General features: G+C 71.6%; 25 protein-coding genes. 11 read left to right on the top strand and 14 right to left on the bottom strand.

Annotation, left to right across the window (positions count from 1 at the left end; all coding sequences use genetic code 11):
• Window positions 1-40: 40 nt before the first annotated feature.
• The 3 genes from ACFWZ2_RS27095 to ACFWZ2_RS27085 all read right to left on the bottom strand — a co-directional run bounded on the left by ACFWZ2_RS27095 (window position 41) and on the right by ACFWZ2_RS27085 (window position 3,446).
• The gene (locus ACFWZ2_RS27095) at window positions 41-1,765 is read right to left on the bottom strand and encodes an acyl-CoA dehydrogenase family protein (protein ID WP_384549953.1); all 1,725 of its coding nucleotides are present in this window, start codon (window positions 1,763-1,765) and stop codon (window positions 41-43) included.
• Between the two features lie 65 nt (window positions 1,766-1,830).
• Window positions 1,831-2,406: a PadR family transcriptional regulator gene (locus ACFWZ2_RS27090; RefSeq protein ID WP_384549951.1), complete on the bottom strand. Its 576-nt coding sequence runs from the start codon at window positions 2,404-2,406 to the stop codon at window positions 1,831-1,833.
• Between the two features lie 62 nt (window positions 2,407-2,468).
• Window positions 2,469-3,446 carry an SMP-30/gluconolactonase/LRE family protein gene (locus tag ACFWZ2_RS27085; RefSeq protein WP_384549949.1) on the bottom strand — a complete coding sequence of 326 codons (978 nt, stop codon included), beginning with the start codon at window positions 3,444-3,446 and terminating at the stop codon, window positions 2,469-2,471.
• 114 nt (window positions 3,447-3,560) lie between these two features.
• On the opposite strand from ACFWZ2_RS27085, the gene ACFWZ2_RS27080 reads away from it, so the two are divergent.
• Window positions 3,561-3,992 carry a GNAT family N-acetyltransferase gene (locus ACFWZ2_RS27080; protein WP_384549947.1) on the top strand — a complete coding sequence of 144 codons (432 nt, stop codon included), beginning with the start codon at window positions 3,561-3,563 and terminating at the stop codon, window positions 3,990-3,992.
• Window positions 3,993-4,053: 61 nt separating this feature from the next.
• On the opposite strand, the gene ACFWZ2_RS27075 is transcribed toward ACFWZ2_RS27080, so the two are convergent.
• Both ACFWZ2_RS27075 and ACFWZ2_RS27070 read right to left on the bottom strand, forming a co-directional pair.
• Window positions 4,054-4,623, bottom strand: a complete 570-nt coding sequence (locus tag ACFWZ2_RS27075) for a DinB family protein (protein WP_384549945.1) — start codon at window positions 4,621-4,623, stop codon at window positions 4,054-4,056.
• 24 nt (window positions 4,624-4,647) lie between these two features.
• A complete protein-coding gene (locus ACFWZ2_RS27070; protein ID WP_384549943.1) occupies window positions 4,648-5,055 on the bottom strand; it encodes a DUF6463 family protein in 408 nt (135 codons plus the stop codon).
• Window positions 5,056-5,201: 146 nt separating this feature from the next.
• Here ACFWZ2_RS27070 and ACFWZ2_RS27065 point away from each other — a divergent pair, with 146 nt between their 5' ends.
• The gene (locus ACFWZ2_RS27065) at window positions 5,202-5,771 is read left to right on the top strand and encodes a TetR/AcrR family transcriptional regulator (protein ID WP_384549941.1); all 570 of its coding nucleotides are present in this window, start codon (window positions 5,202-5,204) and stop codon (window positions 5,769-5,771) included.
• A 42-nt stretch (window positions 5,772-5,813) separates the two neighbouring features.
• Here ACFWZ2_RS27065 and ACFWZ2_RS27060 read toward each other — a convergent pair whose 3' ends face one another.
• Entirely contained in the window at window positions 5,814-6,704 is an 891-nt protein-coding gene (locus ACFWZ2_RS27060) for a LysR family transcriptional regulator (protein ID WP_384549939.1), read from the bottom strand.
• Between the two features lie 121 nt (window positions 6,705-6,825).
• Here ACFWZ2_RS27060 and ACFWZ2_RS27055 point away from each other — a divergent pair, with 121 nt between their 5' ends.
• The 3 genes from ACFWZ2_RS27055 (at window position 6,826) to ACFWZ2_RS27045 (ending at window position 10,944) form a co-directional block, all read left to right on the top strand.
• Entirely contained in the window at window positions 6,826-8,421 is a 1,596-nt protein-coding gene (locus ACFWZ2_RS27055; RefSeq protein WP_384549937.1) for an MFS transporter, read from the top strand.
• Between the two features lie 206 nt (window positions 8,422-8,627).
• Entirely contained in the window at window positions 8,628-9,818 is a 1,191-nt protein-coding gene (locus ACFWZ2_RS27050) for a cytochrome P450 (protein WP_384549935.1), read from the top strand.
• A 208-nt stretch (window positions 9,819-10,026) separates the two neighbouring features.
• Window positions 10,027-10,944: a family 16 glycosylhydrolase gene (locus tag ACFWZ2_RS27045; protein ID WP_384549934.1), complete on the top strand. Its 918-nt coding sequence runs from the start codon at window positions 10,027-10,029 to the stop codon at window positions 10,942-10,944.
• A gap of 11 nt (window positions 10,945-10,955) precedes the next feature.
• Here the strand turns inward: ACFWZ2_RS27045 and ACFWZ2_RS27040 are convergent, their stop codons facing one another.
• Both ACFWZ2_RS27040 and ACFWZ2_RS27035 read right to left on the bottom strand, forming a co-directional pair.
• Window positions 10,956-12,500 (bottom strand): FGGY-family carbohydrate kinase, encoded by a 1,545-nt coding sequence (locus ACFWZ2_RS27040; RefSeq protein WP_384549932.1) that lies wholly within the window; start codon window positions 12,498-12,500, stop codon window positions 10,956-10,958.
• A 13-nt stretch (window positions 12,501-12,513) separates the two neighbouring features.
• Window positions 12,514-13,593 (bottom strand): protein kinase family protein, encoded by a 1,080-nt coding sequence (locus tag ACFWZ2_RS27035; protein ID WP_384549930.1) that lies wholly within the window; start codon window positions 13,591-13,593, stop codon window positions 12,514-12,516.
• Between the two features lie 106 nt (window positions 13,594-13,699).
• Here ACFWZ2_RS27035 and ACFWZ2_RS27030 point away from each other — a divergent pair, with 106 nt between their 5' ends.
• Entirely contained in the window at window positions 13,700-14,476 is a 777-nt protein-coding gene (locus ACFWZ2_RS27030) for a phosphotransferase (RefSeq protein WP_384549927.1), read from the top strand.
• A gap of 60 nt (window positions 14,477-14,536) precedes the next feature.
• On the opposite strand, the gene ACFWZ2_RS27025 is transcribed toward ACFWZ2_RS27030, so the two are convergent.
• Both ACFWZ2_RS27025 and ACFWZ2_RS27020 read right to left on the bottom strand, forming a co-directional pair.
• Window positions 14,537-15,658, bottom strand: a complete 1,122-nt coding sequence (locus tag ACFWZ2_RS27025) for a tetratricopeptide repeat protein (protein WP_384549925.1) — start codon at window positions 15,656-15,658, stop codon at window positions 14,537-14,539.
• Complete coding sequence (locus ACFWZ2_RS27020; RefSeq protein ID WP_384549924.1) at window positions 15,655-16,962, bottom strand: ATP-binding protein; 1,308 nt, start codon at window positions 16,960-16,962, stop codon at window positions 15,655-15,657. The genes ACFWZ2_RS27025 and ACFWZ2_RS27020 overlap by 4 nt, the downstream gene beginning before the upstream one ends.
• 114 nt (window positions 16,963-17,076) lie before the next feature.
• On the opposite strand from ACFWZ2_RS27020, the gene ACFWZ2_RS27015 reads away from it, so the two are divergent.
• From ACFWZ2_RS27015 to cpt, 4 genes are all read left to right on the top strand, one after another.
• Complete coding sequence (locus ACFWZ2_RS27015) at window positions 17,077-18,789, top strand: ABC transporter ATP-binding protein (protein ID WP_384549922.1); 1,713 nt, start codon at window positions 17,077-17,079, stop codon at window positions 18,787-18,789.
• Window positions 18,786-20,666, top strand: a complete 1,881-nt coding sequence (locus ACFWZ2_RS27010; protein ID WP_384549920.1) for an ABC transporter ATP-binding protein — start codon at window positions 18,786-18,788, stop codon at window positions 20,664-20,666. Before ACFWZ2_RS27015 ends, ACFWZ2_RS27010 begins: the two co-directional genes overlap by 4 nt.
• A gap of 251 nt (window positions 20,667-20,917) precedes the next feature.
• Entirely contained in the window at window positions 20,918-21,466 is a 549-nt protein-coding gene (locus ACFWZ2_RS27005) for a DUF1062 domain-containing protein (RefSeq protein WP_384549917.1), read from the top strand.
• A 72-nt stretch (window positions 21,467-21,538) separates the two neighbouring features.
• On the top strand, window positions 21,539-22,072 hold the full coding sequence (cpt, locus tag ACFWZ2_RS27000; RefSeq protein ID WP_384549915.1) for a chloramphenicol phosphotransferase CPT: 534 nt from the start codon (window positions 21,539-21,541) through the stop codon (window positions 22,070-22,072).
• Between the two features lie 49 nt (window positions 22,073-22,121).
• Here cpt and ACFWZ2_RS26995 read toward each other — a convergent pair whose 3' ends face one another.
• From ACFWZ2_RS26995 to ACFWZ2_RS26980, 4 genes are read right to left on the bottom strand one after another with little or no spacing between them, the layout of a single operon-like run.
• Window positions 22,122-22,799 carry a hypothetical protein gene (locus ACFWZ2_RS26995; RefSeq protein ID WP_384549914.1) on the bottom strand — a complete coding sequence of 226 codons (678 nt, stop codon included), beginning with the start codon at window positions 22,797-22,799 and terminating at the stop codon, window positions 22,122-22,124.
• Window positions 22,796-23,518, bottom strand: coding sequence for a hypothetical protein (locus ACFWZ2_RS26990; protein ID WP_384549912.1), 723 nt, complete (start codon window positions 23,516-23,518; stop codon window positions 22,796-22,798). The genes ACFWZ2_RS26995 and ACFWZ2_RS26990 overlap by 4 nt, the downstream gene beginning before the upstream one ends.
• Complete coding sequence (locus ACFWZ2_RS26985) at window positions 23,518-24,861, bottom strand: putative T7SS-secreted protein (RefSeq protein WP_384549911.1); 1,344 nt, start codon at window positions 24,859-24,861, stop codon at window positions 23,518-23,520. The genes ACFWZ2_RS26990 and ACFWZ2_RS26985 overlap by 1 nt, the downstream gene beginning before the upstream one ends.
• A 2-nt stretch (window positions 24,862-24,863) precedes the next feature.
• On the bottom strand, window positions 24,864-25,190 hold the full coding sequence (locus ACFWZ2_RS26980) for a hypothetical protein (RefSeq protein ID WP_384549909.1): 327 nt from the start codon (window positions 25,188-25,190) through the stop codon (window positions 24,864-24,866).
• Window positions 25,191-25,462: 272 nt separating this feature from the next.
• On the opposite strand from ACFWZ2_RS26980, the gene ACFWZ2_RS26975 reads away from it, so the two are divergent.
• Window positions 25,463-26,011, top strand: coding sequence for a tellurite resistance TerB family protein (locus ACFWZ2_RS26975; protein WP_384549907.1), 549 nt, complete (start codon window positions 25,463-25,465; stop codon window positions 26,009-26,011).
• Window positions 26,012-26,081 lie beyond the last annotated feature (70 nt).

Below are 26,081 nucleotides of genomic sequence, written 5' to 3'. Positions count from 1 at the left end.
CCCGCTCTCACGAGGCGCCCGGGACAAGCGGTGGCGCGGGCTACGGCGCCATCTCGTACGAACCGGCAAGCGCCTCCACGCGGTTCCAGACGCGCGCGGAACGGGCCTCGTCGACGACCGGGCGGCGGACCGCTCCCAAGGCCCAGTCCTGCTGGGCCCCGGTGGCGGAGTCCTTGCCGTGCAGTTCGACGGCGTGTGCGGAGAAGTCGCGCACGAGGACGGCGAAGAGCTCGTCGAGCACGTCCTCGTCCAGGCCGGTCAGGCGGGCCTGCTCCAGGATCAGCTGGCCGTGCACGACGAGCGCGAAGAGCTGGCCGACGCCGAGGAGCAGGTCGAGGTCGCGGCTCTGCGCCTCGTCGGGGGCGGCCGTGGTGACGAACTCGCAGAGGGCGTCGGCCTGTTCGCGGAAGCGGGCGACGTTGGGCAGCCCGGCGTACGCGTCGAAGGCGGTGCGCCAGTCGTGGAAGCGGATGGCGCCGAGGCCCCTGGCCGGTCCCTGCCGGAAGAGGAAGTCGTCGTCGGCCGCGTCCAGACGGGTCGGCACGGGCGCGTACGCGGCCGGGTTCAGCAGGTGGTTGCCCATGAACTTGAGGATCAGCGCGAGGTTGACGTGGACGGTGCCCTCCAGCTTGGGCAGGCCGCGGATCTCGACGGCCGCCTGCGCGAAGTAGTTGTCCTTCTCGAAGCCCTTGGCCGCGATGACGTCCCACATGAGGTCGATGACCTTCTCGCCCTCCGTGGTCACCTTCATCTTCGTCATGGGGTTGAAGAGCAGGTAGCGGCGGTCGTCGGGGCCCGCCGAGCGGAAGTAGTCGACGGCGCGGTCGCTGAACAGCTTCATGCCGACCAGGCGGACGTACGCGTCGGTCAACTCGCGGCGCACGTGCGGGAACGCGGTGACGGGGCGGCCGTAGAGGATGCGGTTGTGGGCGTGCGTGACGGCCTCGTACATCGCGTGCTCGCAGATGCCGATCGAGGCGGTGCACAGGTTGAACTTGCCGACGTTGACGGTGTTGAGGGCGGCGTCGAAGGCGGCGCGGCCGGTGTGCAGGACGTCATCGGCGGCCACCGGGTAGTTCTCCAGGCGGAACTCGCTGACGTACTTCGAGGAGTCGACGACGTTCTTGACCAGGTGGTACGCCTCGTGGCGGCTGTCCGCGGCGAAGAAGACGTACCCGTCGGGTCCCTCGACGTCGGTGCGGCGGCCGAAGACGGAGACCAGACCGGCGGCGTTGCCGTTGCCGATGTAGTACTTGGAGCCGCTGGCCAGGAAGCCGCCGTCGCCGTCGGGCGTCAGGAGCATGTCGGTCGAGTAGATGTCCGCGCCGTGGGTCTTCTCGGACAGCCCGAAGGCGAACACCTCGCCCTGGTCGAGGAGTTCGGCCGCGCGCGTGCGGGCGGCGGCGTTCTCGCTCTGCCAGACGGGGCCGAGGCCCAGGATCGTGACCTGCCAGGCGTACCAGTAGTCGAGGCCGTAGAAGCCGAAGATCTCGTTGAGGGCGGCGATCCTCGCGGTGTCCCACCGCTTGTCGCCCTGCCCGTCCGAGGCGGCGGATGCCGGGGTGAGGAAGGTCGCGAACAGCCCTTCCTTCGCGGAGAACGCGAGGAAGTCCGCGAGCCAGGCGCGGGAGCGGTAGTCCTCGATCAGCCTGCGCTTGCCGCGCGCCTCGAACCAGTCGACGGTCGCCCGCAGCAGCCTGCGGGTCTCGGGGTCGAAGTGCTGCGGGTCGTAGGTGTTCGGGTGGAACAGCAGGGCGTCGGCCATGGCTGTGCGCCTTTCCGGCTCGGGAGGGGGTGAGGGTGGTGGAGGGTGCGGCCGTCGCGCGCCGCTCAGCGCGCGGGGCCGAGGCGGTGCAGGGTGGCGAGCACGTCGTCGAGCCAGTCGAGCGTCATGCGTTCGTACGCGATGCCGCCGCGCAGCACGACGTGCTGGAGCTCCCGGCCGGCATCGAGCGCCCCAGGAGCCCCGGCGGCCTCGGGGGCGTCGGGTCCGGTGAAGTCGCGCCGCTCCCCCGCCAGATACCGCGCGAGCCGGTCGGCATGCGCCTGCCGGTGCCGTTCGACCTCGCGGATGAGTGCGGCGGGGTCGTCGAAGGCCGCGCCGCGGATCTTCACGGCGAGTTCGTGCCGGACGCTCTCGGGCTCGATCGGTTCGTGCAGCCACCGGGACAGCGCGCAGCGGCCGGGGGCCGCGACGGAGTACTCCTTCTTGTCCGGCCGTTCCTGCTGCGCCACTTCGCGGACGTCGATCCAGCCGTCGCCCTCCATGCGCTTGAGCACGCGGTAGATCTGCTGGTGCGTGGCGGCCCAGAAGTACCCGATGGACCGGTCGAACCGCCGGGCCAGCTCATAGCCGGAGCCCGGCTTCTCCAGCAGGGAGACGAGGATCGCGTGCTCAAGCGCCATGCCCGAATCCTTCTATGCAACTCGTTGCATAGACAAGCGGCTCCGGGCAGGTGAGACGCGGCTCACCTGGAACGATCGTCCGGCACCTCGGCCCCGGCGGGGACTTCGTAGATCGTGCCGTCGACGCCCGCCCGGTAGAGCCTGCCCTTGGAGAATCCGCCGTCGCCGTGTCCGTAGGTGATCTGGGTGGAGAGGTTCAGCCCCGACTCGACGGCGCACAGGGCCCCGTCCTCGACCCGCCAGATCTGGCCCGCGACGTGGGTGGCGATCAGGGGGCGTCCCGCGCTGTCGAGCGTGAGGCCGTCGGGCAGGGAGAGGACGTCCGACAGGGGGGTGGAGATCCAGCGGCGCGGGTGCGAGGGGTCGTCGGCGGGGATGCGGTAGAGGCCGGGGGCGACGGTGGTCTGGATGACGTAGATCTGCCGCCCGTCCGGGGACACGGCGATCCCGTTGGGCAGTTGCAGATGGGACCAGGCCGGGTCGACCTGACCGTCCGGCGTCACGCGGCCGATGTTCCCGCCGCCGAGGGTCGTGGTGTACACGGTGCCGTCGGCCGCGAGGGCCACGCCGTCGATGCCGCCGAGCCCCTTGGCGTACGTGCTGACCTTGCCGGACTCCGGGTCCACCAGCAGGAGTTCGGACGTCGGGAGGACGCCTCCGGTGACCGAGTGCAGGGGGTCGTTGCCGGTGCCGACGAGGAGCCGGCCGTCGTCGCGTACGACGATCCCGCCGTTGGCGCCCACGTTCCCGGTGATCGGCACCGCGGCACGGCCCGGTGCGTCGATGCGGTAGACGCGGCCGGTGAAGTACGCGGTGGCGAACATCCGGCCCCGCTGGTCGACGGCGATCGACTCGACCCAGTCGGGTACGTGGGCCACCTTGACCGGCGGCGCCGATCCCGTGTCACCGCAGGCCGGCACCGCATGCGCGGGCGCGGGTGCGAGCACCCCCGCGGCCGCGGCCAGCGCGATCAGCGACGCAATGGCCCGCCCCCGCTTGCGCCGGGCGGCGCGCAGCAGCGGGTTCGTCTTCAGCCTCATGGGGTTCCCCTCCGTCGACGGGTGGTCGGTCCGCCGCGAAGTATCGACCCCGAGATCCCTCCACGTCCTGACAACTCGACGAACTTCACCCGGGGTTCCGCTAGCATGTAAGGCATGAACCAGGATAGTGACTCTTACGAGATCCGCGCCGGTGTGCCGTCCGTCGAGGTCTTCCGCCGCCTGAGGACCGACGCGGGCCTCTCCGACAAGGCTCCCGAAGCCGTCGCGCTCGCCCTGCCGAACACGTGGTACGGCGTGGTGCTCCACCATGACGGCGAGCCCATCGGCATGGGCCGGATCATCGGCGACGGCGGCACCGCGTTCCAGATCGTCGACATCTGCGTGCACCCCGCACACCAGGGACGGGGCCTCGGCGCACGCATCATGGCCGCGCTCACCGACGAACTGGAGCGCCGGGCGCCCGCGACCGCGTATGTGTCGCTGATCGCGGACGGCCCCGCGCGCTTCCTCTACGAGAAGTTCGGCTTCGCGGACACCGCCGAGCACGACTCCATCGGCATGTACCGCATGATGCGGGCGAGTTGAGGCCCAGCGGGCCACGAAGACCCGGCGGGCGAGGAACAGGAGGGGCCGGAATCCGGCCCCGTCACTGCCCCACGCGGCCGTCGACGCACTCCCGCAGCAGGTCGGCGTGCCCGCAGTGACGGGCGTACTCCTCGATCCTGTGCACCTGGAGTTCTCGCACCGAGGTCGCGTCCTTGCCGAGGCGCACGCCCAGATCCGTGTGCGCGGCCAGCGCGGCATCCGTCTCGGCCTGCTCACGCGCCAGATCGGCGTACGCGGCGTCGACCACGGCCTGTTCGGCGACGGCCCCGTGGAAGTCCGCGTCCTTCTTGCCGTACAGCTTCGGCAGCGGATCGCCGTCCGTGATCCAGTTGCGCCAGTCCCGCTCCACCTCGGCGAGGTGCCGGATCAGGCCGAGCAGCGACATCGTCGACGGCGGCACCGAACGGCGGGCCAGCTGCTCCGCGTCCAGGCCGTCGCACTTCATCCGCAGGGTCATGCGGTAGTCCGACAGATAGTCGAGCAGCGTCGCCAACTCGCCGTCCGGGCTGGGGCCTTCGTTGTTGCGGGGGTCCACGTCCGGGTCCGCCCACATGTCGAGGTGGACGGTCGACTGGGTCCAGCGTGCGGGTTGATCACTCATGCGCGCCATGTTCGTCCGTGCGGCCCCGCACCGCTACTCCTTTACGGCGGAGGGGACCGGGGCGCCGGAGCGCGCGGCACGGCGTCCGCCGACCAGGATCAGCACGCCCGCGATCAGGATCATCGGCGCGGGCGAGAGCCCGCCGATCACGAGGTCCATCACGGCCCAGGCCACCAGCGCCCACCCGATGAACCGCGGCGGCACGACGCCCCTGCGGTCCAGCCACAGAATCAGCGCGCCGAGCATGACGAGCGGCGGGCCGAAGCTGTTCAGGCTGAACCAGTACGCGCTGTTCGCCGGGCTCATCGCGGTGAAGTCCTCCCCCCACAGCTCCCCGCTGAACCAGTCCCCCGCGTGGCTCGCGGCCTCCTCCACCGTCAGGGCGAGGAGCGTGTGCGCGGCACCGAACAACACGACGAGCCAGCCTGCCCACTTGTTCATCCGAACTCTCCGTTCTCGTACGGGAACGTGCGGGGACCGAACGGCATGACAGGCCCCCTTCGCCACTTATACGGTGGCGTACAAGATGAGGCTAGAGCTGTTGTACGGCTCCGTACAACAGCTGCACAAGTGAGGTGGCACACGGCATGGGCGCACTGCGCACCCCGCGCGAGAAATGGGTCGAGCAGGGCCTGCGGGCGCTGACCGAGGGCGGGGTGGACGCCGTGCGCGTCGAAGCGCTCGCCAAGGCGCTCGGCGTCACCAAGGGCGGGTTCTACGGGTACTTCGCCGACCGCGACGCCCTGTTGAAGGAGATGCTCGACACCTGGGAGCGCAGGAGCATCGACGAGGTGCTCGACCGCGTCGAGCGTGAGGGCGGCGACGCGCGGGCGAAGATCCGGCGGGCCGGGCGGCTCACCCTCTGGGACGAGTTGCTGCCCATCGACCTCGCGATCCGCGACTGGGCGCGACGCGACGACGCGGTGGCCGCGCGGCTGCGCCGTGTCGACAACCGGCGCATGGACCTGCTGCGCGAGATGATCGGCACCTTCTGTGCCGACCCCGACGAGGTCGAGGCCCGCAGCCTGCTCGCCTTCTGCCTGGCGATCGGCCACCACTTCCTCGCCACCGAGCACGGCGGGCGGACCCGCGCCGACGTCGTCGCCCACGCCGCCGACCTGCTGCTCGACGTCCCCCACGACGAGCCGCTGACCTGACGGTTCGGCCCCGGTGGACCGCCGGTGCGCGAACTCCCCTGCTCAGTCCGCTGCCGGGAGCAGGGCGCGCGCGTGGGCGATGAGCGCGGCCGCGGCAGGACCGGTCGGCCCTTCCGTGCGCCAGGCCAGGGCGAGGCGGCCGTGGACACGCGGCCGGATGTCGACGAGGTGGACCTCGGTTTCGTTGGCGCGGGCCAGGGACGTCGGGATGAGGGCGACGCCCAGTCCGCGCCCGGCGAGCTGGGCCAGGACATGCGGATCGGCGGCCTCGAAGGCGATGTCGGGCCGGAAGCCCGCCGCCTCGCAGGCCGCCTCGACGGTGCGGCGCAGCCCGGTGCCGGGCGTCAGGCAGATCAGGGCGCGGTCGGCGAGTTCGGCGAGGCCGATCTGCTTGCGGCCGCCCAGCGGGTCCCGGTGTCCGACGGCGGCCACCAGGGGCTCGTTGACGATGTCGTAGAGCTCGATGCCGGGGGTGCGGCGGCCGGTGCGCCCGATCACCGCGAGGTCGATGCGGCCCGCGCGCAGGGACTCCACGAGGAACTCCGAACTGCCTTCCGTCAGGCCGATCTCCACGCCCGGGTGCGCCTCGTGGAAGGAGGCGAGCAGCGTCGGCAGGTCGATGGCCTTGCTCATGGCGGTGACGGTGCCGATGGCGACCCGTCCGCGCACCAGGCCGCCGAGTTCGCCGATCGCCCCGCGGAACGAGGACACGGCACCGAGCACGGCCCGTGCGTACGGCAGAACGGTCATGCCGACGGAGGTGAGCCGCACCGTGCGGCTGGAGCGGTCGAACAGGTCCTGGCCCAACTCCCGTTCCAGCTTGCGCACTTGGGCGCTCACGCCGGGCTGGGAGACATGCAGGGCCTCGGCCGCCTTCGTGAAGCTCTCCCATTCGGCGACGGTGACGAAGTACTCCAACTGACGCAGCTCCATAACCACTGATTATATCTCGCAGCCGATCTAGATCTTGGACTTCTGCACGGGGGTGGCCGCAGGGTGGACGGGTGCCGGGGCGCTTCCCCGCGCCCTCCCTTTGACTGCCGAGGAGTTGCCCATGAATGCCCCGACCGCGGCGAGAGACGCGCGTGACAGGCGCGCCGCCACCATCGCCATGGCCTGCGTGGGCGTGTTCGTCGCCTATCTGCCGGTCACCACGGTCTCGGTGAGCCTGCCGACGATCCAGCGCAGCCTCAAGGCGTCGACCGCCGACCTGTCCTGGGTCACCGATGCCTTCGTCCTGCCGATGGCGGCACTCATCCTCACCGCCGGAGTCGTCGGCGACGTGTACGGGCGCCGCAAGGTCCTCCACGCCGGACTCGCCTTCTGCGCGGTGGGCGCGGCGATCGCGCTGAGCGCCGACAGCGTCGAAGTCCTCTGGGCCGGGCAGGCGTTCGCCGGGATCGGCGCCGCCGCCCTGCTGCCCGCCACGCTCGGCCTCATCGGCCACGCGGTGCCGGATCCGCGCGAGCGCGCCAAGTACGTCAGCCTGTGGAGCGCCTCCCTGATCGGCGCGCTGGCCGTCGGCCCCTTGATCTCCGGTCTGATCCTGGAGCACGCCTCCTGGCGCTGGATCTATCTGACGCCCATCCCGGCGTCGCTGCTCGCCATGGTCGCGGCCGCCCGCTTCGTGACCGACTCCCGTGCGGCGGGGGCGCGTCGGCTCGACTGGGCGGGTCAGATCACGGCCGCCGTCGCCGTCACCTCGCTCGTGTACGCGGTGATCGAGGGCGGCGCAGCGTCCTTCGGCGAGACCCGTGTGGTCGTGGCGCTCGTCCTGTCGGCCGTGGCGTTCCTGGCCTTCGTCGTCACCGAACTGCGCAGCGGCAGCCCGATGTTGGACCTGAAGCTGTTCCGCAGCCCCGCGTTCACCGCCACCGCCCTGGTCGCCATGATCAGCTTCCTGGGTCTGATCGGCTTCGTCTTCGTCCTCAGCCTCTACCTGGGCCAGGTCCAGCAGCTCGGCACGCTCGACGCCGGGTACCGCATGCTGATGTTCACCTTCACCGCGATGCTCACCGGGCCGCTCTGCGGCCGCATCATGCACCGCGTGTCGGCGCGGGTGCTCATCACCGGGGGCCTCCTTCTGGCCGCCTGCTCGCTGCTCCTGCTCACCTCCATCGACGCCGACACCTCGTTCGGCGCGCTGGCCTGGCGGCTGATCCTCCTCGGCATCGGCTTCGGAGCCGTCTTCGCCCCGATGACAGCGACGGCGATCAGCTCCGTTCCGCACCGGCTCGCGGGCATGGCGGCCGCGGGCAGCAATGCCTTCCGCCAGGTCGGCGCCGCGCTGGGACCGGCCCTGATGGGCGCGCTGCTGACCACCGCGGTCGGCGACGCACTGCCCGGCCGCCTCACCGACGCACGCCTCGGCACGGCCGCGCAGCAGCAGGTGACCGGCGCGGTCGACCGTGCGGGCTTCGGTGCCGTGCACGCCGTCGACCTCGGCGCCGACACCCCGCGGATGCTGCACGCGTTCACCGACGCGTTCCTCGACGGCATCCACCTCTGCTTCATCGCCTCGGCGGCGATCATGCTGCTCGCCGCGGTGATCAGCGCGGTGCTGCTCCGTCGCCCGCGGGGCGGCGACACTTCGGCCCCGACCCCAGCGGCCGCTCCGCGACAGGCAGAGGAACCCGCGCTGCATCACTGACCCGCACGGGCTTCGGCCCGCAGGGCGTCGACATTGCCTTCGGCTCCATTCATTGCAACGCATCGTTGCATTCAACTCCAGCGTCATTGCATCAATTTAACGCCGACCACCTGGGCACATCACATCTCGGCGATTGACGACACCATGAACGCAACGTAGCTTTCAAAGCGATCCGAACACGTCATATCGCGAGATGAGGACCGGTCATGGGCGAATCCCTCCACACCGTCACGGCGATGCCGACAGCGCGTCAGGCCGGCTGCCCCTTCGACCCGCCGGCGGAGCTGACCGAGGCCCGTCGGCACGGGCCCATCAGCCGCTTCACCCACCCCGGCGGGAAGCCCGGCTGGCTCATCACCGGCTACGACCTGGTCAGGTCGGTGCTCGCCGACTCGCGGTTCAGCTCGCGCAAGGAACTCCTGAACGTGGTCGACTTCGAGATCCCCCCGGCGCCGCCCGGCGAGTTCCTGCTCATGGACGAGCCGCAGCACAGCCGCTACCGGAAGCCGCTGATGGGCAGGTTCACGGTGCGGCGGATGCGCCTGCTCACCGAGCGCATCGAGCAGGTCACCACCGCATGCCTGGACGCCGTGGAGAAGGCCGGGCCGCCGGTGGACCTGGTGTCCGCGTTCGCCAAGCCCATCCCCACCATCGTGATCTGCGAGCTGCTGGGGGTGCCGTACGAGGACCGGGGTTCCTTCCAGGAGCAGATCGACGCGTTCATGGGCGGGGAGACCAACGACGAGGAGCTGATCGCGGCCTACACCGCGACGCAGAACTACCTTGAAGAGCTGGTCGCCGCCAAGCGCGCGAACCCCACCGACGACGTGCTCAGCGAACTCACCGACAGCGATCTCACCGATGAGGAGCTGAAGGGGATCAGCCTGATCCTGCTGGCCGCCGGGTTCGACACCACGGCGAACATGCTGTCCCTGGGCACCTTCGCGCTGCTGCGGCACCCGGATCAACTGGCCGCGCTGCGCGCCGATCCCGCGCTCACCGGGCGGGCCGTGGAGGAGCTGCTGCGGTATCTGAGCGTCGCCAAGACGTTCATGCGGACGGCGCTGGTGGACGTCGAGCTGGGCGGCCAGACCATCGAGGCCGGTACGACCGTGGTCCTCTCGTACCACACCGCCAACCGCGACCCCGAGCGTTTCACCGACCCGCATGTGCTCGACCTGCGGCGCCAGGACGGCGGGCACCTGGCCTTCAGTCACGGCATCCACCAGTGTCTGGGCCAGCAGCTGGCCCGTGTCGAGATGGGGGTCGCGTTCCCCGCACTGTTCGAGCGCTTTCCCGCGCTGCGCCTCGCCGTACCGGCCGAGGAGGTCGGCCTGCGCCCGGAGACCGCGGACATCTTCGGGGTGAAGAGCCTCCCGGTCGCCTGGGACGCGTGACCGCGCGCCGGCGCCGGGCCGACTCGCCGTACGGGCGACCGTGCGGTGAGTCGGCCCGCACCAACTCCTTGACGGGGCACGGGAGTCTGCCTTAAATCAAGTACTGAACGAAGTACCGGGAACCGATCGCCGACCGCGTTCAGTTCTCGACATGTGATTGTCATGCGCATGCCCTCCACGCACCACCGCCCCCACGCGAAGCGATGTGATGACAGTGCACCCCTCCACCGCCACCACCCCCTCCCCCCGCCGGCGTCGGCGCACGAGACTCGCCGCGCTCGCCGTGGCCTGCGGCGTCGCGAGCCTGGCCGCGCTGCCCGCCCGAGCATCGGCCGAGTCCGCACCCCGCTCCCCCGCCGCCCCCAGGGCCGCCACGTTCACCGACGACTTCAACGGCCCCGCAGGGGCGGCGGTCGACGGCTCGAAGTGGCAGATCGAGACCGGCGACAACGTCAACAACCACGAACGGCAGTACTACACGGCGGGCAACAACAACGCCGCGCTCGACGGCCAGGGCAATCTGGTCATCACCGCCCGCAAGGAGAACCCCGGCAACTACCAGTGCTGGTACGGCAGATGCGAGTACACGTCGGCCCGCCTCAACACCGCGGGCAAGTTCACGCAGACCTACGGGCACGTCGAAGCGCGGATCAAGGTGCCGCGGGGGCAGGGCATGTGGCCCGCGTTCTGGATGCTCGGCGCCGACATCGGCGACGTGGGCTGGCCGAACAGCGGCGAGATCGACGTGATGGAGAACGTCGGCTTCGAACCGGGCACCGTGCACGGCACCCTGCACGGCCCCGGCTACTCCGGCTCGGGTGGCATCGGCGCGGGCCACACCCTGCCGGGCGGCGAGGCGTTCGCGGACAAGTTCCATACGTTCGCGGTGGACTGGTCGCCGAACAAGGTCACCTGGTCCGTCGACGGCACGGTCTACCAGACCCGCACCCCGGCCGACCTCAACGGCAACCGCTGGGTCTTCGACAAGCCCTTCTTCCTGATCCTCAACCTCGCGGTCGGCGGCTACTGGCCGGGCGACCCGGACGGCAGCACCTCGTTCCCGCAGCAGCTCGTGGTGGATTACGTCCACGTGACCACCAACAGCCAGGCGATGCGCGGGCGTTGAGACCCACCACGTCAGGCGTCCCGGGGTGCGGCGTCCGCGCGCTGCCGGGCCGCCAGGACGTGCGCGGCGTCACGGGTCGCCGGATACAGGCCGAGGTAGAGCCCGTACAGCTCGTCGTAGACGGCCGACGCCGTGGCGTCGGGGGTGACGACCTCGACCGTCGGATTCCAGTGCGCGATGTCGCCGGGCCCGGCGAGCCCGGCGCCGACCGCAGCGAGGAACGCGTCGCCGTACGCGGCGCCGACGGTGTGGCGCGGCAGATGCTGCTCGCGCCCGGTGACATCGGAAACGATCCGCGTCCACAGCGCGCGGGCGCCACCCCCGACCGCGACCAGGCGGTCGGCCGGGGCGCCCGCCTCGGTCATGGCGGCGAGGTTGTGCCGCACACCGTACGCGGTGGCTTCCAGGGCCGCCCGGTACAGATGCCCCCGGCCGTGACGCAACGTCAGACCGTGGACGAGACCGCGGGCATCGGGGTCGAAGAGCGGGGTGCGCTCCCCCGCGAAGTACGGCAGCATCACGAGCCCCTCGGCGCCGGGCGGCAACTCCCCCGCCTCTGCGGTCAGTTGCTCGTACGACGAACCGGTCAGATCCCGCAGCCATCCGGTGACCGCCCCGGACGTCGCCATGCCCGCCGCCAGACAGTACGTGCCGTCGAACGCACCCGCCGTGCCCCACAGACGCGGGCTGGTCAGCGGCCGCGCCAGGATGCCGACCAGGAACATCGTCGTGCCGTACATCAGCATGAGGTCCCCCGGGGCGGCCACACCGACACCGGCCGCCTCCGCCCAGGCGTCGACGGTGCCCGCGACGACGGGGGTGCCCGCGGGAATTCCGGTGCGGGCCCCGGCTTCGCGGCTCACGCCGCCCACCACATCGGCGGGCCGCACCAGTTCGGGCCACCGCAGCCCCGGCGCGATCTCCTCGCAGCGCTCGGGGATCCAGGTCCGGGCCGCCAAGTCGTACAAGGGGGTGCACTGGCTCGCCGAGTGGTGGTCGAGCACGTACCGTCCGGTGAGTCGGTGCACGAGGTATGAACTCGCCATGAGCCAGCGGCTCGTGGCCCCGTACACCTCGGGCTCGTGGCGGCGCAGCCACGCCAGCTTCGGCCCGACCGCCTGGCTGGTGAGGGGTGAACCGCAGCGCCGGATGATCTCCTCCGCCCCATACCGCAGGTTCTGCTCGGCGATCTCGTCGACCGCCCGGGTGTCGACGCCGTACAGGATGGCCGCACGGACCGGCGTGCCCTGGGCGTCCGTCGGCAGCACACAGGGTCCGATCCCGCTGACCCCGACGGCGGCGAGCGACTCCCCCGTCGGCAGACGGCCCGTCAACTCCCTTGCCAGGGACTGGAAATCGGCCCACCACACGGCTTCCGCGTCGTGCTCGAACCAGCCGGGGCGCGGCGTCGCCGTCGCGTGCTCGCGCTGCGCCCGGGCCACGATCGTGCCGTCGGGGCGGGCGAGGACGCCTTTGGAGGAGGACGTGCCGATGTCGATGCCCAGCAGCAGCCCGGGGCGGGCCGAGGTCGTACTCACCGTAGTCGTCGTATGCACGGGGTCCTCCTGTTCAACTCCCGTTACCGATCAGGAGTTCGCGTTCGATCTCCCTGGCCGGGAACGGTGTCCGTTTGCTCTCGGTGAGCAGGCGCCGGTAGAAGGAGTTCAGGACGAGGGCGGGGCGGGCGTGCCGGTCGATGATGGCAGCGATGTCCGGCGGGACGGCGGCGGGCCGGCGGCCCGCGACCCAGTCGTGCAGGAACGCGTCACGGTCCCTCCCGCCGCGCACGCCGTCGAGCAGATGGTGGTTGACCAGGAACCTCGCCGTAGAGCAGTGGTCGTACGCGAGGTGGTGCGCGAGGAACTCGGCCTCGTCCGCCGACAGGTCGAAGCCCGAGCTCAGGGCGAGCCCGAAGTCGGTGAAGCAGAGCAGGCGGCCGTCGGTCAGGACGTTGGCGAAGTGGGCGTCGAAGTGGACGAGTCCGCGGGACCTCATGAAGGCGCTCCCGCGCGCGAGTTCCTCCTCCACCCAGCGGTACGGAGAGGGCGACGCGTCCCCGTTCCCCGTCCCGGCGGCGGCACGGTCGGACAGCCATCCGGCGAGTGTGTACGGGAAGTACTCCAGGAAGAGCACCAGGCTGAACGAGGACCGGCCGATGGCCTCCAGCCGCTCGCGCACGGCCGCCGAACCCTCCCAGTGCGCGACGGCACCCTCCAAGCCCCCGAACTCGTCGGTGAAGCCTTCGGGAGGCGAGTCGGGCAGGATCCGCCAGTGGTACATGAGCGGGAAGCCCGCGTAGGCGTCGCCGAGCACCCAGTTGGTGGTCATGGTGTGCACGGCAAGCTCCCGCCAGGCGCCGAACCCGGCCGAGCCCACTCCGTACTGGTAGAACGTCGGAAGGCCGAAGACATTCGCCGTCGACCGCACGTTCTCCGGCCGCAACTCGGTGTCGGTCAGGGGTACTCGCTTGACGAAGACACGTGTCCCCCCGACGTCCAGCTCCGCCGATCTGCCCCCGATGCCGGACCCGAGCGGGGCGGCGGCCGCAAGGACCTCTCCCAGCCGGTGGTCGCTCAGCAGCGCGAGCCGCGTGCTCACCTTCTCGTAACCGGTCAGGCGCGCGGCACGCTGTGGATCCTGGTCAGGCATCGACGGCCCCTCCGTGCCCGGGACAGGGCCTCGGCGATCACGCGAACACGATCGACCCTAGGATATTGCCGGGCGCGGGGCGGGCGGTGTGCGGTACAACCGGGGCATGGATGAGCAGCGGCTGCCCGGCGGCCGGACCGTGGGCGCGGTACGCATCGGTGACGCGGTGCACCGGCCCGTACAACCCTGGACCCCTGCCGTGCACGCGGTGCTGCGTCATCTGGAGGAGGCCGGATTCCGGGGCGCGCCCCGGGTGTTGGGGACGGATGGGCAAGGGCGCGAGGTCCTGACCCATCTGGTGGGCGAGACCGTCGGCGAGGACCTTCCGTGGCCCGCGTGGGTGTACTCGGACAGCACGCTGGTGAGCGTCGGCCGCTGGGCCCGCCGTCTGCACGACGCGACGGAGACGTTCGTGCCGCCGCCGGACGCGCGCTGGCTCGCCGGGCAGGCATGGCGGCAGGGGCTCGTCATCGGGCACCACGACGCCGCCCCGTGGAACGCGGTGTGGCACGAGGGCGAGCTGGCCGGATTCTTCGACTGGGACACCGCGGGCCCTTCGTCGCGCGAGTTCGAGCTGGCGTTCATCGCGTTGACCTGGGTACCGCTGCACGCGCGCCGACTGGCCGAGCGGACCGGGTTCACCGCGTTCGACGACCGGCACCGGCGACTGCACCTGCTCCTCGACGCGTACGGCTACGAAGGCGACCGGTCCGCGTTCGGGACCGTGGTCGCCGCCAGGGCCCGCACCAATGCCGACGTCATCGACCGCATGGCCGCCACCGGCGACCCCGTCTACACGGCGCTGGCCCCGGTCGCCGACGACCTGCGCACGGCCGCCCTCGAAGTCGAGGCGCTGCCCGCGTCTTTCTGGACGCGCCGCTGAGAGACTGCGCGACCGGCCACAACGCACCCGCAGAGGTGGACCGCACGTCCCGCGGAGCGCTCAGCCGGACTTCCTCTTGTCGAACCAGATCGTGGCCGCCGTGGGCGCGAGGCCTGCCCAGAAGATGAGTTGGGGCACGGAACGGTCCGTCCAGGGGATCTCTGCGATCAGCAGGGCGCACAGCATGGCGAACGCCGCCTGGGCCAGGACGACGCGGGCCCAGCGGCCGCGGCGGATCAGCGAGCGGACGTTGAGCTGGATGCCCGCGCGCAGTCTGCGGTAGCGGCGCCAGGCGCCGAAGGCCCAGACCGCGGCCATGACCACGAGGACCCACAGGCGCTGCCCCACCGGTATCGGCAGCTCGGGGGCGGGCTCGTCGTCCGAGGGGAACAGGTCGACCATGGCGCCCGCCATGACCACGCAGATCACGGCGAGCCAGCGCGTGCCGCGCAGCAGCCGGTAGGTGGCGTGGTCGAGTTGCTGCCGCATGGACGGGGAGTTGGGCTCCACGGCGAGCGCGTCCGCGTACAGCTCGGCGGCCCGGGTGGCGCCCACGCCCGGCGCTTCGGCCGCCTTCCGCGTCTGCCGGGCGAGGGCCTCGGCGTGCTGGGGGTCGATGCGCAGAATGGCTTCGTCGAGCTGGTCGGCGACCGTGCCGTTGCCCGCCGTGCTCGCGATGCGGTGGGCGATCTCGTGGGCGTAGACGTCCTCGGGGCCGAGCCGCAGCGCCTCCATGGCCAGCTCGGCCGCCTCGCCGGAGACACGGTCGATGTCACGGTGGCTGAGCTGCCTCGCGCCGCTCGCCTTGGCGTACTCGACCAGCGACGCGCGCCACACGGCGTCGGCGAGCATGGCGTACGCGAACGGGTCCTGCGGGGCGACGCGGATCAGCTCGCGCAGGACGGGCTGGACGGTCAGCCAGCCGTTGTCGCGGACCATCGACTGGGCGCGGAGACGGAGCGCGCCGTAGTCCTCCGGGTCCAGCTTGAGGGCCTCGTCGGCCGCCTCCACGGCCTGCGCGACCCGCTCCGTGTTGAGGTGGCAGTAGCCGATCTTGACCCAGGCGCGCAGGTCGCCGGGGTCCTCGGCGATGCGGCGGCCGAGGAGGGCGCCGGCCTGGTCGTACCGTTCAAGTTCGATCAGGGCCTGGGCCTGTTCGACGGTCGGGTGCAGCGTGCTCACAGCTTCCGCTTCTTCTTCAGATAGGTGATCAAGTCGTCGTACGTGCCGCCGTCGTTGGCGTACATGGCGACGTTGCGCGCGGTCGCGAACCACGGCTCGGTGGAGGGCACGGTCTCCTTCGCGGCCCGCAGCAGATCCGTCATGCCGATCATGCGGACCGTGCCGGTGCGCGCCGAGTCGAGCAGGGCGCTCTCGGCCGCCGCCTCGCACAGGTGGGCGAGGTCGGCGCCGGAGAGACCTTCGGTGATCTTGACGAGCTTCCCCAGGTCGACGTTCTCGACGGGGCGTTCGTCCAGGTGGTAGCGGAGGATCGCCTCGCGGGCGGGGGCGTCGGGCGGCAGGACGAGCAGCGTGCGGTCCAGGCGTCCGGGCCTGCGCAGCGCGATGTCCACGTCCCAGGGGACATTGGTGGCGGCGAGCACGAACACGCCCTCGTTGGCCGCCGAGTCGATGCCGTCCAGCTCGGTCAGGAGCTGGTTGACGGTGTTGCGCAGTCCGCCGTGCTGGGTGCGGCTGCGCTTGGCGCCCAGCGCGTCGAGTTCGTCGAGGAAGACCACACAGGGGGCCTGACGGCGGGCGGTCTGGAAGATCTCGTGCATGTTGCGTTCGGAGTTGCCGATCCACATGTCGAGGACGTCGTTGACCGACACCGACAGGAATCCCGCCCCCAGTTCACCGGCGATCGCGCGGGCGATGAAGGTCTTGCCGCAGCCGGGCGGCCCGTACAGGAGGAGTCCGCCCCGCAGGCTCTTGCCGTACAGCCTGCGCAGTTCGGGGTTGCGCAGCGGCGCGAGGAACGCCGCCTCCAGACGCTCCTTGACCTCCTGCATGCCGCCGACATCCGCGAGGCGGACACCGCCCGGGGCGCCGGGCGCGCTGACGTCCCAGGCTGCGGCGTCGCCGGGATCGCCGTAGCCGTCGGCGGTCAGCGGGGGCTCGACGAAGCGGGGCGGGATCACGTCGCCGACCTGGTCCGCGGCGGCACGCCAGTCGAAGCCTGCGCGGGGGGCCGGGGCGGGGACTGCCGATGCCGGGGCTTCAGGAACTGCCGGGACCGCCGGGGCCGTCGCGGGCGCGTTCGTGGGCGCCGCGGCGGGGGGCCCGCCCATCGCCCGGATCATCAGCGCCCGGGCCTGTCCGTCCCCCGGCGCGTGCTGCAGCGCGACGGCCACCTCCGCGACCGAGGCGTCCGGTTGCCCGGCGTCCAGCAACAGTTCGGCCAGGTGCAGCCGTAGCGGTACGTCACCGGGGGCCGCCTCGACGGCCGTGCGCATGCTTCGTATCAGCGGGGAGTCCTCGGGCATGCGGCCACTTTATGTACCTGCCGGACCCGGCCGTCCCCCGGCTCTCCCCTCTTCAGGATCATCAGGTTAGCCTTGCCTGACTTTTTGGGGTGCCCTGTGGAGAGAGAGAACAGAATGCACGACGACGCACGCCGGAGCGGGCGTGATGTCCTGCGGGGCGTGGTCGCGGGTGAGCGGCGGCGCGTCGCGGCGGGCTGCGTGCTCGGCGCCTCGCACCAGATCGGCGAGGCGCTCATCCCCGTCCTCATCGGTGTCATCGTCGACCGTGCGATCGTCCACCCCGATCTCGCCTCCTTCGGGCGCTGGGCCCTGGTCCTCGCCGTCGTGTACGTCTTCCTCTCCGGCGGCTTCCAACTCGGCTCCCGCGCCGGGGAGTACGCCTCGGAGTACGCGGGACACACCCTGCGGATGCGGCTGATGCGCCGCGTGCTCGACCCGCGCGGCGGTGCGTCGACGGGGCGGCCGCCCGGTGCCCTGGTCACCGTGGCCACCGAGGACGCGCGGCGGGCGGGCGCGGTCGCGTTCGTGCTGCCGCTGGGGTTCTCCGCCGCCGTGGGGCTCGCGGCCGGAGCGGTCCTGCTGCTGCGCGCCTCCGTTCCGCTCGGCCTGCTGATCCTGCTCGGCACGCCCGTGCTGATGGGGCTCGGCCAGCTGCTCGCCCGCCCGCTCGAACACCGCAGCCACGCCGAGCAGGAACGCGCGGCGCACGCCTCGGGCGTCGCAGCCGACCTGGTCGCCGGGGTCCGCGTGCTCCAGGGTCTCGGCGCCCGGCGCGCGGCGTCGGACCGCTACCGGCGCACCAGCCGCGCCTCGCTCGACGCGACGGTGCGGGCGGCGCGTGCCGAGGCCGTGCAGACGGGTCTGATGCAGACGCTGACCGGCCTGTTCATCGCCCTGGTCGCCCTGGTGGGCGGGCGGCTCGTGCTGTCCGGCAGCATCGGGCTCGGCGAACTCGTCGCGGCCGTGGGCCTCGCCCTCTTCCTGCCGGGACCGCTGCACGTGATGTCCTGGATGGCGGCGGAGCTGGCCCGCTCCCGCGCATCGGCGGGGCGCGTCGCGGAGGTCCTCGCCACGCCGGGGGACATCGCTGCGACGACGGGGGATGCCGTTGCCACCGTCGAGGGCGTCGCCGATGACGCCCCGCGCGGCGCCATCCGTCTCGCGGGGCTCTCGCACGGCGGGCTCGACGGTGTCGATCTGACCGTGGCCCCCGGCGAGTTCGTCGGCGTCGTCGTCACGGAACCGGCCCACGCGGACACCCTCGTACGCTGTCTCGCGCGCCGGGTGGACCCCGATGCGGGGCGCCTCGAACTGGACGGTGTGCCCTTCACGGAGCTTGCGCCGCGGGCCCTGCGGGCCCGGGTGCTGGTCGCCGAGCACGGGGCCGAGCTGTTCGCGGGGTCGCTCCGGGACAACATCACGGCGGTCGGCGGCAGTACGCACCCGGCCGCGGCGGCCGCGGGCGCCGACGAGGTCGCCGACACGCTGCCCGGCGGGTTCGACGCGCCCGTCGGCGAGCGCGGCAGGTCCCTGTCCGGCGGCCAGCGGCAGCGCGTGGCGCTCGCCCGCGCGCTCGCCGCCGACCGCGACGTCCTGGTCGTGCACGACCCCACCACCGCCATCGACGCCGCCACGGAGTCCCGTATCGCCACCGGCATCCGGGAGATCAGGCGCGGCCGCACCACCCTTCTCGTCACCAGCAGCCCGGCGCTGCTCGCCGTCGCCGACCGGGTCGCGCTCATCGACGGCGGCAGGCTCGCCGACGAGGCGCCGCACGAGGAACTCGTACGACGCAGCTCCCTCTACCGGACGGCGGTCCTCGCATGAGCGCGACACCCGAAATCCAGGACACCGAGGCCGTCGAGCCGACCACGCCCCCGGCGCGGCAGACCCCGGAGCGCGCTCCCGCGACCGCCACCGCGGCGGAGCTGCTGCCGGTCGCCACCGGCCGCCGCACCCGTGCCGCCGCGCTCGAACTGGTCCGCCCCGACCGGGGCCTGGCCCTGCGAGCGGGTCTCGTCCTGGTCGCGGCGACCGCCGTCGGGCTCCTCACCCAGCCCCTGCTCGGCCGGATCGTGGACCTCGTGGCCGATGCCGCGAAGGGTGCGGGGGACACGTCGCCCGGTGTCCTGACGCTGCCCGTCGTGCTGATCGCCGTCGTGGCGCTCGTGCAGGGAGCCGCGACGGCGGTCGGCCTCGGCATGGTCGCCAGGCTCGGCGAGTCCGTTCTCGCGCGGGTGCGCGAGCGCTTCGTGGAACGCGCCCTCGGGCTGCCCGCCGACCGTCTGGAACGCGCGGGCGCGGGTGACCTCACCGCCCGGGTCACCGACGATGTGGCCCGGGTGTCGGAGGCGGTGCGTTCGGCGCTGCCCGAGCTGACCCGCTCCGTCCTGACGATCCTCCTGACGCTGGTCGCCCTGGCCGTACTGGACTGGCGTTTCCTGCTCGCGGCGCTGCTCGCGGTGCCCGTGCAGGCGTGGACGGCCCGCTGGTACGTGAGCAGGGCCGTGCCGTTGTACGCGCGCCAGCGCATCGCGACCGGCGCCCGGCAGCAGCAGCTCCTGGAGACCATCGGGGGCGCCGACACCGTGCGCGCGCACCTCCTGGAGAAGGCGCACACCGAACGCGTCGCCGAGCGGTCCCGCGAGGCGGTCGGGCTCCGGCTGCGGGGCGTACGTCTGGTGCTCGGGTTCTACGGGCGGCTGCACATCGGCGAGTACATCGGCCTGGTCGCCGTGCTCCTCGCCGGTCTGGTCCTGGTGCGCGAGGACGCCGTGTCGGTGGGCACCGCGACGGCCGCCGCGCTCTACTTCCACAATCTCTTCGGGCCGATCAACGCGGCCCTCGTCCTCCTCGACGACGCCCAGTCGGCGACCGCGGGCCTCGCGCGGCTCGTGGGCGTGACGGATCTGCCCGAGGAGACGTCCACGGACGTGCCGGGCCTGCGCCCCTCGCGCAGGCCCGACTCCCCCGCCGCCTTCGTCTCCGTCCACGGCGTCAGCCACTCCTACGGAACCGGCGCGCCCGTCCTGCACAACGTCGACCTCGCCCTGCGCGAGGGCGAGCACGTCGCCCTCGTCGGGACGAGCGGTGCGGGCAAGAGCACCCTCGCGCGGATCATCGCCGGGGTGCAACCGCCCACCCGCGGCGAGGTCAGGCCCGCGGACCGCGCCGACGGCAGGCCCGCCGCCGTCCTGGTCTCGCAGGAACTGCACGTCTTCTCCGGAACGCTCGCCGAGGATCTGCGCCTCGCCCAGCCCACCGCGACGGACGACGAACTGCGCGCCGCGCTGGCCACCGTGCACGCCCTGGACTGGGCCGAAGCACTGCCGGACGCCCTCGACACCGTCGTCGGCGAGGGCGCCCACAGCCTGGACGCGGCCAAGGCACAGCAACTCGCCCTGGCCAGGCTGGTGCTCGCCGACCCGCTCGTCGCCGTGCTCGACGAGGCGACGGCGGAGGCGGGCAGCGCGGGCGCCCGGCTCCTGGAACGCTCCGCGCAGGCGGCCCTCGAAGGACGCACCGCCCTGATCGTCGCCCACCGCCTCACCCAGGCCGCCACCGCCGACCGCGTCGTCGTCCTCGAACACGGCCGGGTCGTCGAGAGCGGCCCGCACGAACACCTCAAGAACGCGGACGGCGCATACGCCACACTCTGGGCGGCCTGGTCGGGCGAACGCGCCTCCGCCCCGTCCGAGAAGTGACCTGAACGCGACGCCGCTCTTCGGTTCCGAACTTCCTTGGCCAGGCTGCCACTTGCCGCCTCGCCGCGTTCGAAAACCAGTTGAGCGGCGTCGTCGCGTGCCCGTAGCGTGCCGCCGGGCCCAGTCGTCTAGTCGAGGACACGCCGTTGTACACCCTGTGAGACCTCCCGAGCGCTGATTTCGTCGCGCGGTGCACCTGTGCGCCGTGCTGCTTTTTGCTGCGGACTTCTCACTGAAACCGGTGTACCTCTGTGCTCAACAACTGGGTCGTCGCGCCCACCTGCCTGCCGCTCGTCCTGCGCCGTTGCCACACGTGCGCGTCCGAGCGCTTCCGGGCGAACGGAAAATTTCGCGTCAACGCCCATCACAAACTCATCGACGCCTGGCTCCTCGTCCTCTGCACCGCCTGCGGGGAAACGGCGAAGCTGACGGTCCTGGAGCGGGTGAACGTACGCTCCGTACGACCCCAGCTGCTGGACCGGATGCATGACAACGACCCGGGCCTGGCTGCCGAGTTGCTCCAGGATCCGGTCGTACGGCGCCGCAATCGCATCGCCCTCGACTGGGGCGGCGCCTGGCGCCTCGACACCGGCGGATCGGACCATCTGGACCGGGACGTGGTCGACGTCTCGGTGCGCTTCGCGGCGCGGATCCCGGTCCGGCCGGTGCGGCTGATCGCTGAAGGCTGCGCGCTGTCACGGGCGGAGGTGGGGAGGCTGATCGCGGAGGGGAAGGTCGTCTCGGCGGTCCGGCTGAGCGGCAAGGTCTCCGGCGACTTCACCTTCATGCTCAAGCGCTGAGCGCCCGCCAGGTGTGGCACCACCAGCCGAAATTCACTTCGTTTCGGCTGGTGGGAGCCCTACCGTGGCACGGTGACAACTCAGGTGATCATTCTCAACGGCGGCTCCAGCTCGGGTAAGTCCGGGATCGTGCGCTGCCTGCAGTCCGTACTGCCCGATCCGTGGCTGGCGTTCGGGACCGATTCGTTCGTCGACGCGCTGCCCGCGAAGATGCAGGCGTCGGAGGACGGCATCGACGTCGACGCGGACGGCGGGGTGAGCGTCGGGCCCGAGTTCCGGGCGTTGGAGGCGGCCTGGGTGGCGGGCATCGTGGCGATGGCACGGGCCGGTGCGCGGGTCGTCGTCGACGAGGTCTTCCTCGGCGGGGCGGCGGGACAGCAGCGGTGGCAGCAGGCTCTCGGCGACCTGGACGTGCTGTGGGTCGGCGTCAGGTGTGCGAGCGAGGTCGCCGCGGGCCGTGAGATCGCCCGGGGAGACCGGGTCCCGGGCATGGCCGCGCTCCAGGCCGACCTGGTGCACAAGGGCGTGCTCTACGACGTGGAGGTGGACACGACGCACACCGAGTCGCTGGAGTGCGCGCGCACCATCGCGGCCCACGTCGGCTGACCGCCGTACGCGTGGCCCCCGGACGCGACCCGCGCGGCCCGGCCCTCCGTCACCTCGGGGTTCGACTCCGTTGCCGCCGTGGTGCGGCCGTCGCCGAGCCCCGCCAGGTCATCCAGCCGACGGAGCCGAGCGCGGCGAGCGCGAACGCCCCGGCGCCGAGGATCTCGCCCGTGGCGCTCGCCCGGCCGGGGGTCCGCGGGGCGAGTTCGCCGTCGGGGTCCTCGATGACGGTGAGGCGCTGCCCGACGTCGTACTGATCCGAGTCCGTCTCCATCTCCGGGCCCGGCACGCGCGTGCCGTCACCCCGCTCCAGCGTGTAGTGCGAGTGGCGGGCCTTGCGGCCCTGCGCCGGATCGAGGCGTTCCGCCACGACCTTCGCGGTGACCCGCTCACCGCGCCCCTGCAGTGTGAGGTCGTCGCGCGCCATCCCCGCCACACCGACGGCCAGCACGGAGGTGGCGATGATGAACAGCGTCGCGTAGCCGCTGGATTCACCGGAGACGCCGAGTCCGTGGATCAGTACGACGAGCAGCACCGCGTGCACGATCCACAGCGGTACGAGGAGGGCGAGGCCGAAGTCGTCGCCCAGCAGGTACATTCCCGCACCGGCCGCGAGGACGTACGCGCCGATGGCGAACGCCAGGGGGATGCGACGGCGCGTGCCCCGCTGCCGCGCGCCGCTGTCTTCCGCTGCGCCTGTGTCTTCCGCTTCGCCTTCGCCGCTCACGCCGGACGCACCGCTTCTTCCTGCACCCCGTCGAGGCCGTCCGAGCCGTCCACCGAGACCGTCTCCAGGATGCGGGCGAGGATCGTGAGGTAGTCGTCCCAGTGCGCGACGTCCTCCGTCATGAAGAGGAAGAGTGCCGCTCCGGGCCCGGTCTTCAGCGGCACGCAGATCTCCACGGTCCGGATCGTGGCGGGGACGGGTTCGTCGAGGCCGCACAGCGCGCCGGGCAGCAGCAGGTCCTGGTCACGGATGCAGAGGGCGGAGGGACCGTACGGCAGCATGATCAGCGCGGCCTCGGCGTCCGGGTACAGCGCGTGCCACTGCTCGGCCGTGCGCTTGGCCGAGCCCATCCGGTCCTGGACCACCGGTCCGACGGCGGGCCGCTCGACGAGTACGGCCAGCGTGCCCTGGGAGAGCGTGCCGTCGGCCATCCGGTACATGCAGGTCGAGACGTGCTCGGCGCCCGCCTTGAGCATGGTGTGCAGGGCGTACTCGCCGGACAGGACGAGGCTGAACTTCTGCACGGGCGTGGCGTCGGCGAACAGGGGGTCGATGGCCTCCGCGGTCCGCAGCATGCGTTCCTCGGGGTCCTCGTCGAGGTCGAACTCCAGGAAGCCCGGCGGCAGTTCGAACCAGAAGTCGGGGGCTTCGTCGGGCCGGTCCCCGAGCGAGGCGACCACCACGGGGGACGGCGCCGGGCCGGAATCAGTAGTCGTCATCAGTCCGAGATCTCCCACGCTCCGAGGCCGAGCACGCTGCCGATGGCCACCGCCCCGCCGAACTTGCCGCCGCCGGAACCGTTGATGACGTTGCCCGCGCCGGTGCCCCAGGTCGCGGCGTCGTAGCGGCCCTTGCTCGTCTGGTACGCGTTGAGGGCGGTCGGCGCGGTCGTGGCCAGGTTGGTGGCGGCCTGCACGCCCTCGCCCGCGGTCAGTGCGGCGCCCCGCGAGACGCCCAGCTTGGTCGCGCCGGCGTTCAGGGGCTTCTGGATGACCTTGGAGACCGGGTCGATCTCGTCGATCTTCCGTGCCACGGTCCTGCCCGCCGTCTTGAGCCCGACCTTGGTGCCGTTGGCGAAGCCCTGCGCCGCCCGGCCCGCCCTGAGGCCCGCCTTGGCGCCGCTCATCGCCGCGCCGACGCCGGGCACCATGCCGAGCGCGTCGCCGCCCAGCGTCAGCCAGTTGCTGGCGTTGGGGCCCCACGGCGGGATGAGTCCCTTCGTGCCGTACGCGGCGGCGTGCGACATGAACGCGACGGCGCTCAGGCCGATGGCCAGCGGCGCGAGGACCGGGCAGAAGATGGCGACGACGCCGACGACGGAGGCGAGGACGGTGATCCAGTCGGCGTGGCTCTTCATCCACTCTCCGATGTCCGCGAGGACGTCCGCGAGTTGGCCCGGCAGATCCGCGAGGGCCTTGCCGAGGTCCTCAAGGGCGTTGCCGAGCTTCTCCCACATGCCGGGCTCGTTCGGCGCGATGTCCATCGCGGACTTCAGCCGCCCGGCGATCTCCCCGCCGTACGCCTGGTAGTTCTTCCGCATCGTGCGGCCCTTGCTGCGGAGTTCCGACAGCTCGATGTCCGCGGAGTTCACCGCCCGGTTGGCGTCCTGGACGTCGCGCTCGTGGTCCTTGTCGTCCTTCTTGCCGCCGCCCTTGCCGTCCTGCTTCTTGTCGTTGTCGGCCTTGTCAAGCTTGTCGACCTTCTCGTACGCCTTGCTGAGCCGCTCGGCGACCTCGGCCGCCCGCGTCTCCAGGGCCTTGGCGTCCTTCTGCTTGCGCTCCATGTACTCCGCCCAGTCCTCCAGGGCGGATGCGGCGCCGCGGAACGAGTCGCGGGCGTCGTCCATCTTGGGGCGGAACTCGTCGTCGAACTTCTCCCGGAAGCCCTCCGCCGCCTTCCCCTTCCAGTCGGCGACGCCCGTGCCGTGCAGCACATGGCAGATCTCGACGAGTGCCTTCGCCGTCCCGCGGACCTTCTTGGCGATGTCGTCCGCCACGGCGTGGTCACCGGGGCAGGGCACGAAGCCCAGGGTGTGGAAGTCCTCCAACCGTGCTTCGGCCATGACTACTTGCCGCCCCCCTTGCCGTGCCCGCCCTTGCCCTTTTTGCCGGTCTCGGCGAGTTCGTGGTCCAGCTTCTCGAAGGCTTCCTTGATCTTGACGAGCGCCTCGGAGGCCTTCTCGGAGAACTTCGTCAGCTTCTTGATGCCGTACGACCATTCGTCGCCGAAGTCGTCCATGCGCTTGGCGAGTTCGGTCACCCCGATGGCGTCGCCGCTGACCTTCTCCATGTCGCGCCCCGGCTGCTTCATCAGGTCGGCGATGTGATCGAGGTTGTGCCGCACCCTCATCAGCACCTCGTAGTCGACCGCCAGGTCACTCTTGTCACCCATTAACGCTCTGCCGTTCCCCGCGTGCCGCCCGCTCCCCGTCGATCGGGCGAAGTGATCTTGTGAAGCTAACAGCGCCCGCCGTGCCGCCCCCGGAACTTGATGCCGCGCATACGCGGTCGATGCGCCACGCAGACGCGGGGCCGACGCCCGGCGGGCTCTCCCCCAACGAACCCGTCGGCCATGGAACTTCGCGGGGCGGGACGGCGTTGCCAGATGGAGGCGCGGAACGCGCGCGTGACAGACGAACGACACGGGTAGCCGAGGTGGCACGGATGGCGATGTGGGACCGGATCAAGGACCAGGCCAAGGGTCTGCAGCAGGGGCAGGGGGCACGCGGCTCCGGCGGCCACGGAACGCGGGGTTCTGGGTCCGGCAGCGGCTCGAAGGCCCAGCTCGTCGGCATGCTCAAGAACCAGCTCAGCTCCCTCAAGACGGAGCTCAAGAGCGGCGCCTACCGGGACGCCAGCATGGCCATGTGCGCCCTGGTCGCCGCCGCCGACGGGTCGGTCGACCCGGCCGAGCGCCAGCACGTGGAATCGCTGATCCTGCAGAACGACGTCCTGCAGAACTTCCCGCCCGAGCAGCTCCGCCAGCGGTTCAACAAGCACGTCGACCAGCTCTCGTTCAACTTCCAGCAGGGCAAGGCCGAGGTCATGCAGGAGATCGCCAAGGCGGCGAAGAAGCCGGCCGAGGCCAAGGCGGTCGTCCAGACCGGCTTCGTCGTCGCGGGCGCCGACGGGTACATCGCCCCGGCCGAGGAGCAGGTCCTGCGCGAGGCGTGCGCGGCGCTCGGCGTCTCCCCGCAGGAGTTCGGTCTCTGATCAGGCCGCGCGGCCGGGGCCCGCACCCTGTGGTGCGGGCCCCTGCCCGCCGCGTTTCGGGGCCCCCGGC

It is taken from the genome of Streptomyces sp. NPDC059002 (genome assembly GCF_042740435.1).
In the GTDB taxonomy this organism is placed as follows: Bacteria; Actinomycetota; Actinomycetes; order Streptomycetales; family Streptomycetaceae; genus Streptomyces.
The sequence above is the reverse complement of the archived record's forward strand: the minus strand, read 5'-3'. Positions and strand labels throughout refer to the sequence as shown.

Coding starts and splice junctions, on each gene's coding strand:
- ACFWZ2_RS27060 (WP_384549939.1), bottom strand. CDS start 6,704: ATGGAGCTGCGTCAGTTGGAGTACTTCGTCACCGTCGCCGAATGGGAG.
- ACFWZ2_RS27010 (WP_384549920.1), top strand. CDS start 18,786: ATGAGCGCGACACCCGAAATCCAGGACACCGAGGCCGTCGAGCCGACC.
- ACFWZ2_RS27050 (WP_384549935.1), top strand. CDS start 8,628: ATGGGCGAATCCCTCCACACCGTCACGGCGATGCCGACAGCGCGTCAG.
- ACFWZ2_RS27020 (WP_384549924.1), bottom strand. CDS start 16,962: ATGCCCGAGGACTCCCCGCTGATACGAAGCATGCGCACGGCCGTCGAG.
- ACFWZ2_RS26985 (WP_384549911.1), bottom strand. CDS start 24,861: ATGGCCGAAGCACGGTTGGAGGACTTCCACACCCTGGGCTTCGTGCCC.
- ACFWZ2_RS26980 (WP_384549909.1), bottom strand. CDS start 25,190: ATGGGTGACAAGAGTGACCTGGCGGTCGACTACGAGGTGCTGATGAGG.
- ACFWZ2_RS27015 (WP_384549922.1), top strand. CDS start 17,077: ATGCACGACGACGCACGCCGGAGCGGGCGTGATGTCCTGCGGGGCGTG.
- ACFWZ2_RS27075 (WP_384549945.1), bottom strand. CDS start 4,623: ATGGCGCGCATGAGTGATCAACCCGCACGCTGGACCCAGTCGACCGTC.
- ACFWZ2_RS27080 (WP_384549947.1), top strand. CDS start 3,561: ATGAACCAGGATAGTGACTCTTACGAGATCCGCGCCGGTGTGCCGTCC.
- ACFWZ2_RS27055 (WP_384549937.1), top strand. CDS start 6,826: ATGAATGCCCCGACCGCGGCGAGAGACGCGCGTGACAGGCGCGCCGCC.
- ACFWZ2_RS27095 (WP_384549953.1), bottom strand. CDS start 1,765: ATGGCCGACGCCCTGCTGTTCCACCCGAACACCTACGACCCGCAGCAC.
- ACFWZ2_RS26990 (WP_384549912.1), bottom strand. CDS start 23,518: ATGACGACTACTGATTCCGGCCCGGCGCCGTCCCCCGTGGTGGTCGCC.
- ACFWZ2_RS27085 (WP_384549949.1), bottom strand. CDS start 3,446: ATGAGGCTGAAGACGAACCCGCTGCTGCGCGCCGCCCGGCGCAAGCGG.
- ACFWZ2_RS27030 (WP_384549927.1), top strand. CDS start 13,700: ATGGATGAGCAGCGGCTGCCCGGCGGCCGGACCGTGGGCGCGGTACGC.
- ACFWZ2_RS27035 (WP_384549930.1), bottom strand. CDS start 13,593: ATGCCTGACCAGGATCCACAGCGTGCCGCGCGCCTGACCGGTTACGAG.
- ACFWZ2_RS27065 (WP_384549941.1), top strand. CDS start 5,202: ATGGGCGCACTGCGCACCCCGCGCGAGAAATGGGTCGAGCAGGGCCTG.
- ACFWZ2_RS27045 (WP_384549934.1), top strand. CDS start 10,027: ATGACAGTGCACCCCTCCACCGCCACCACCCCCTCCCCCCGCCGGCGT.
- ACFWZ2_RS26975 (WP_384549907.1), top strand. CDS start 25,463: ATGGCGATGTGGGACCGGATCAAGGACCAGGCCAAGGGTCTGCAGCAG.
- ACFWZ2_RS27090 (WP_384549951.1), bottom strand. CDS start 2,406: ATGGCGCTTGAGCACGCGATCCTCGTCTCCCTGCTGGAGAAGCCGGGC.
- ACFWZ2_RS27070 (WP_384549943.1), bottom strand. CDS start 5,055: ATGAACAAGTGGGCAGGCTGGCTCGTCGTGTTGTTCGGTGCCGCGCAC.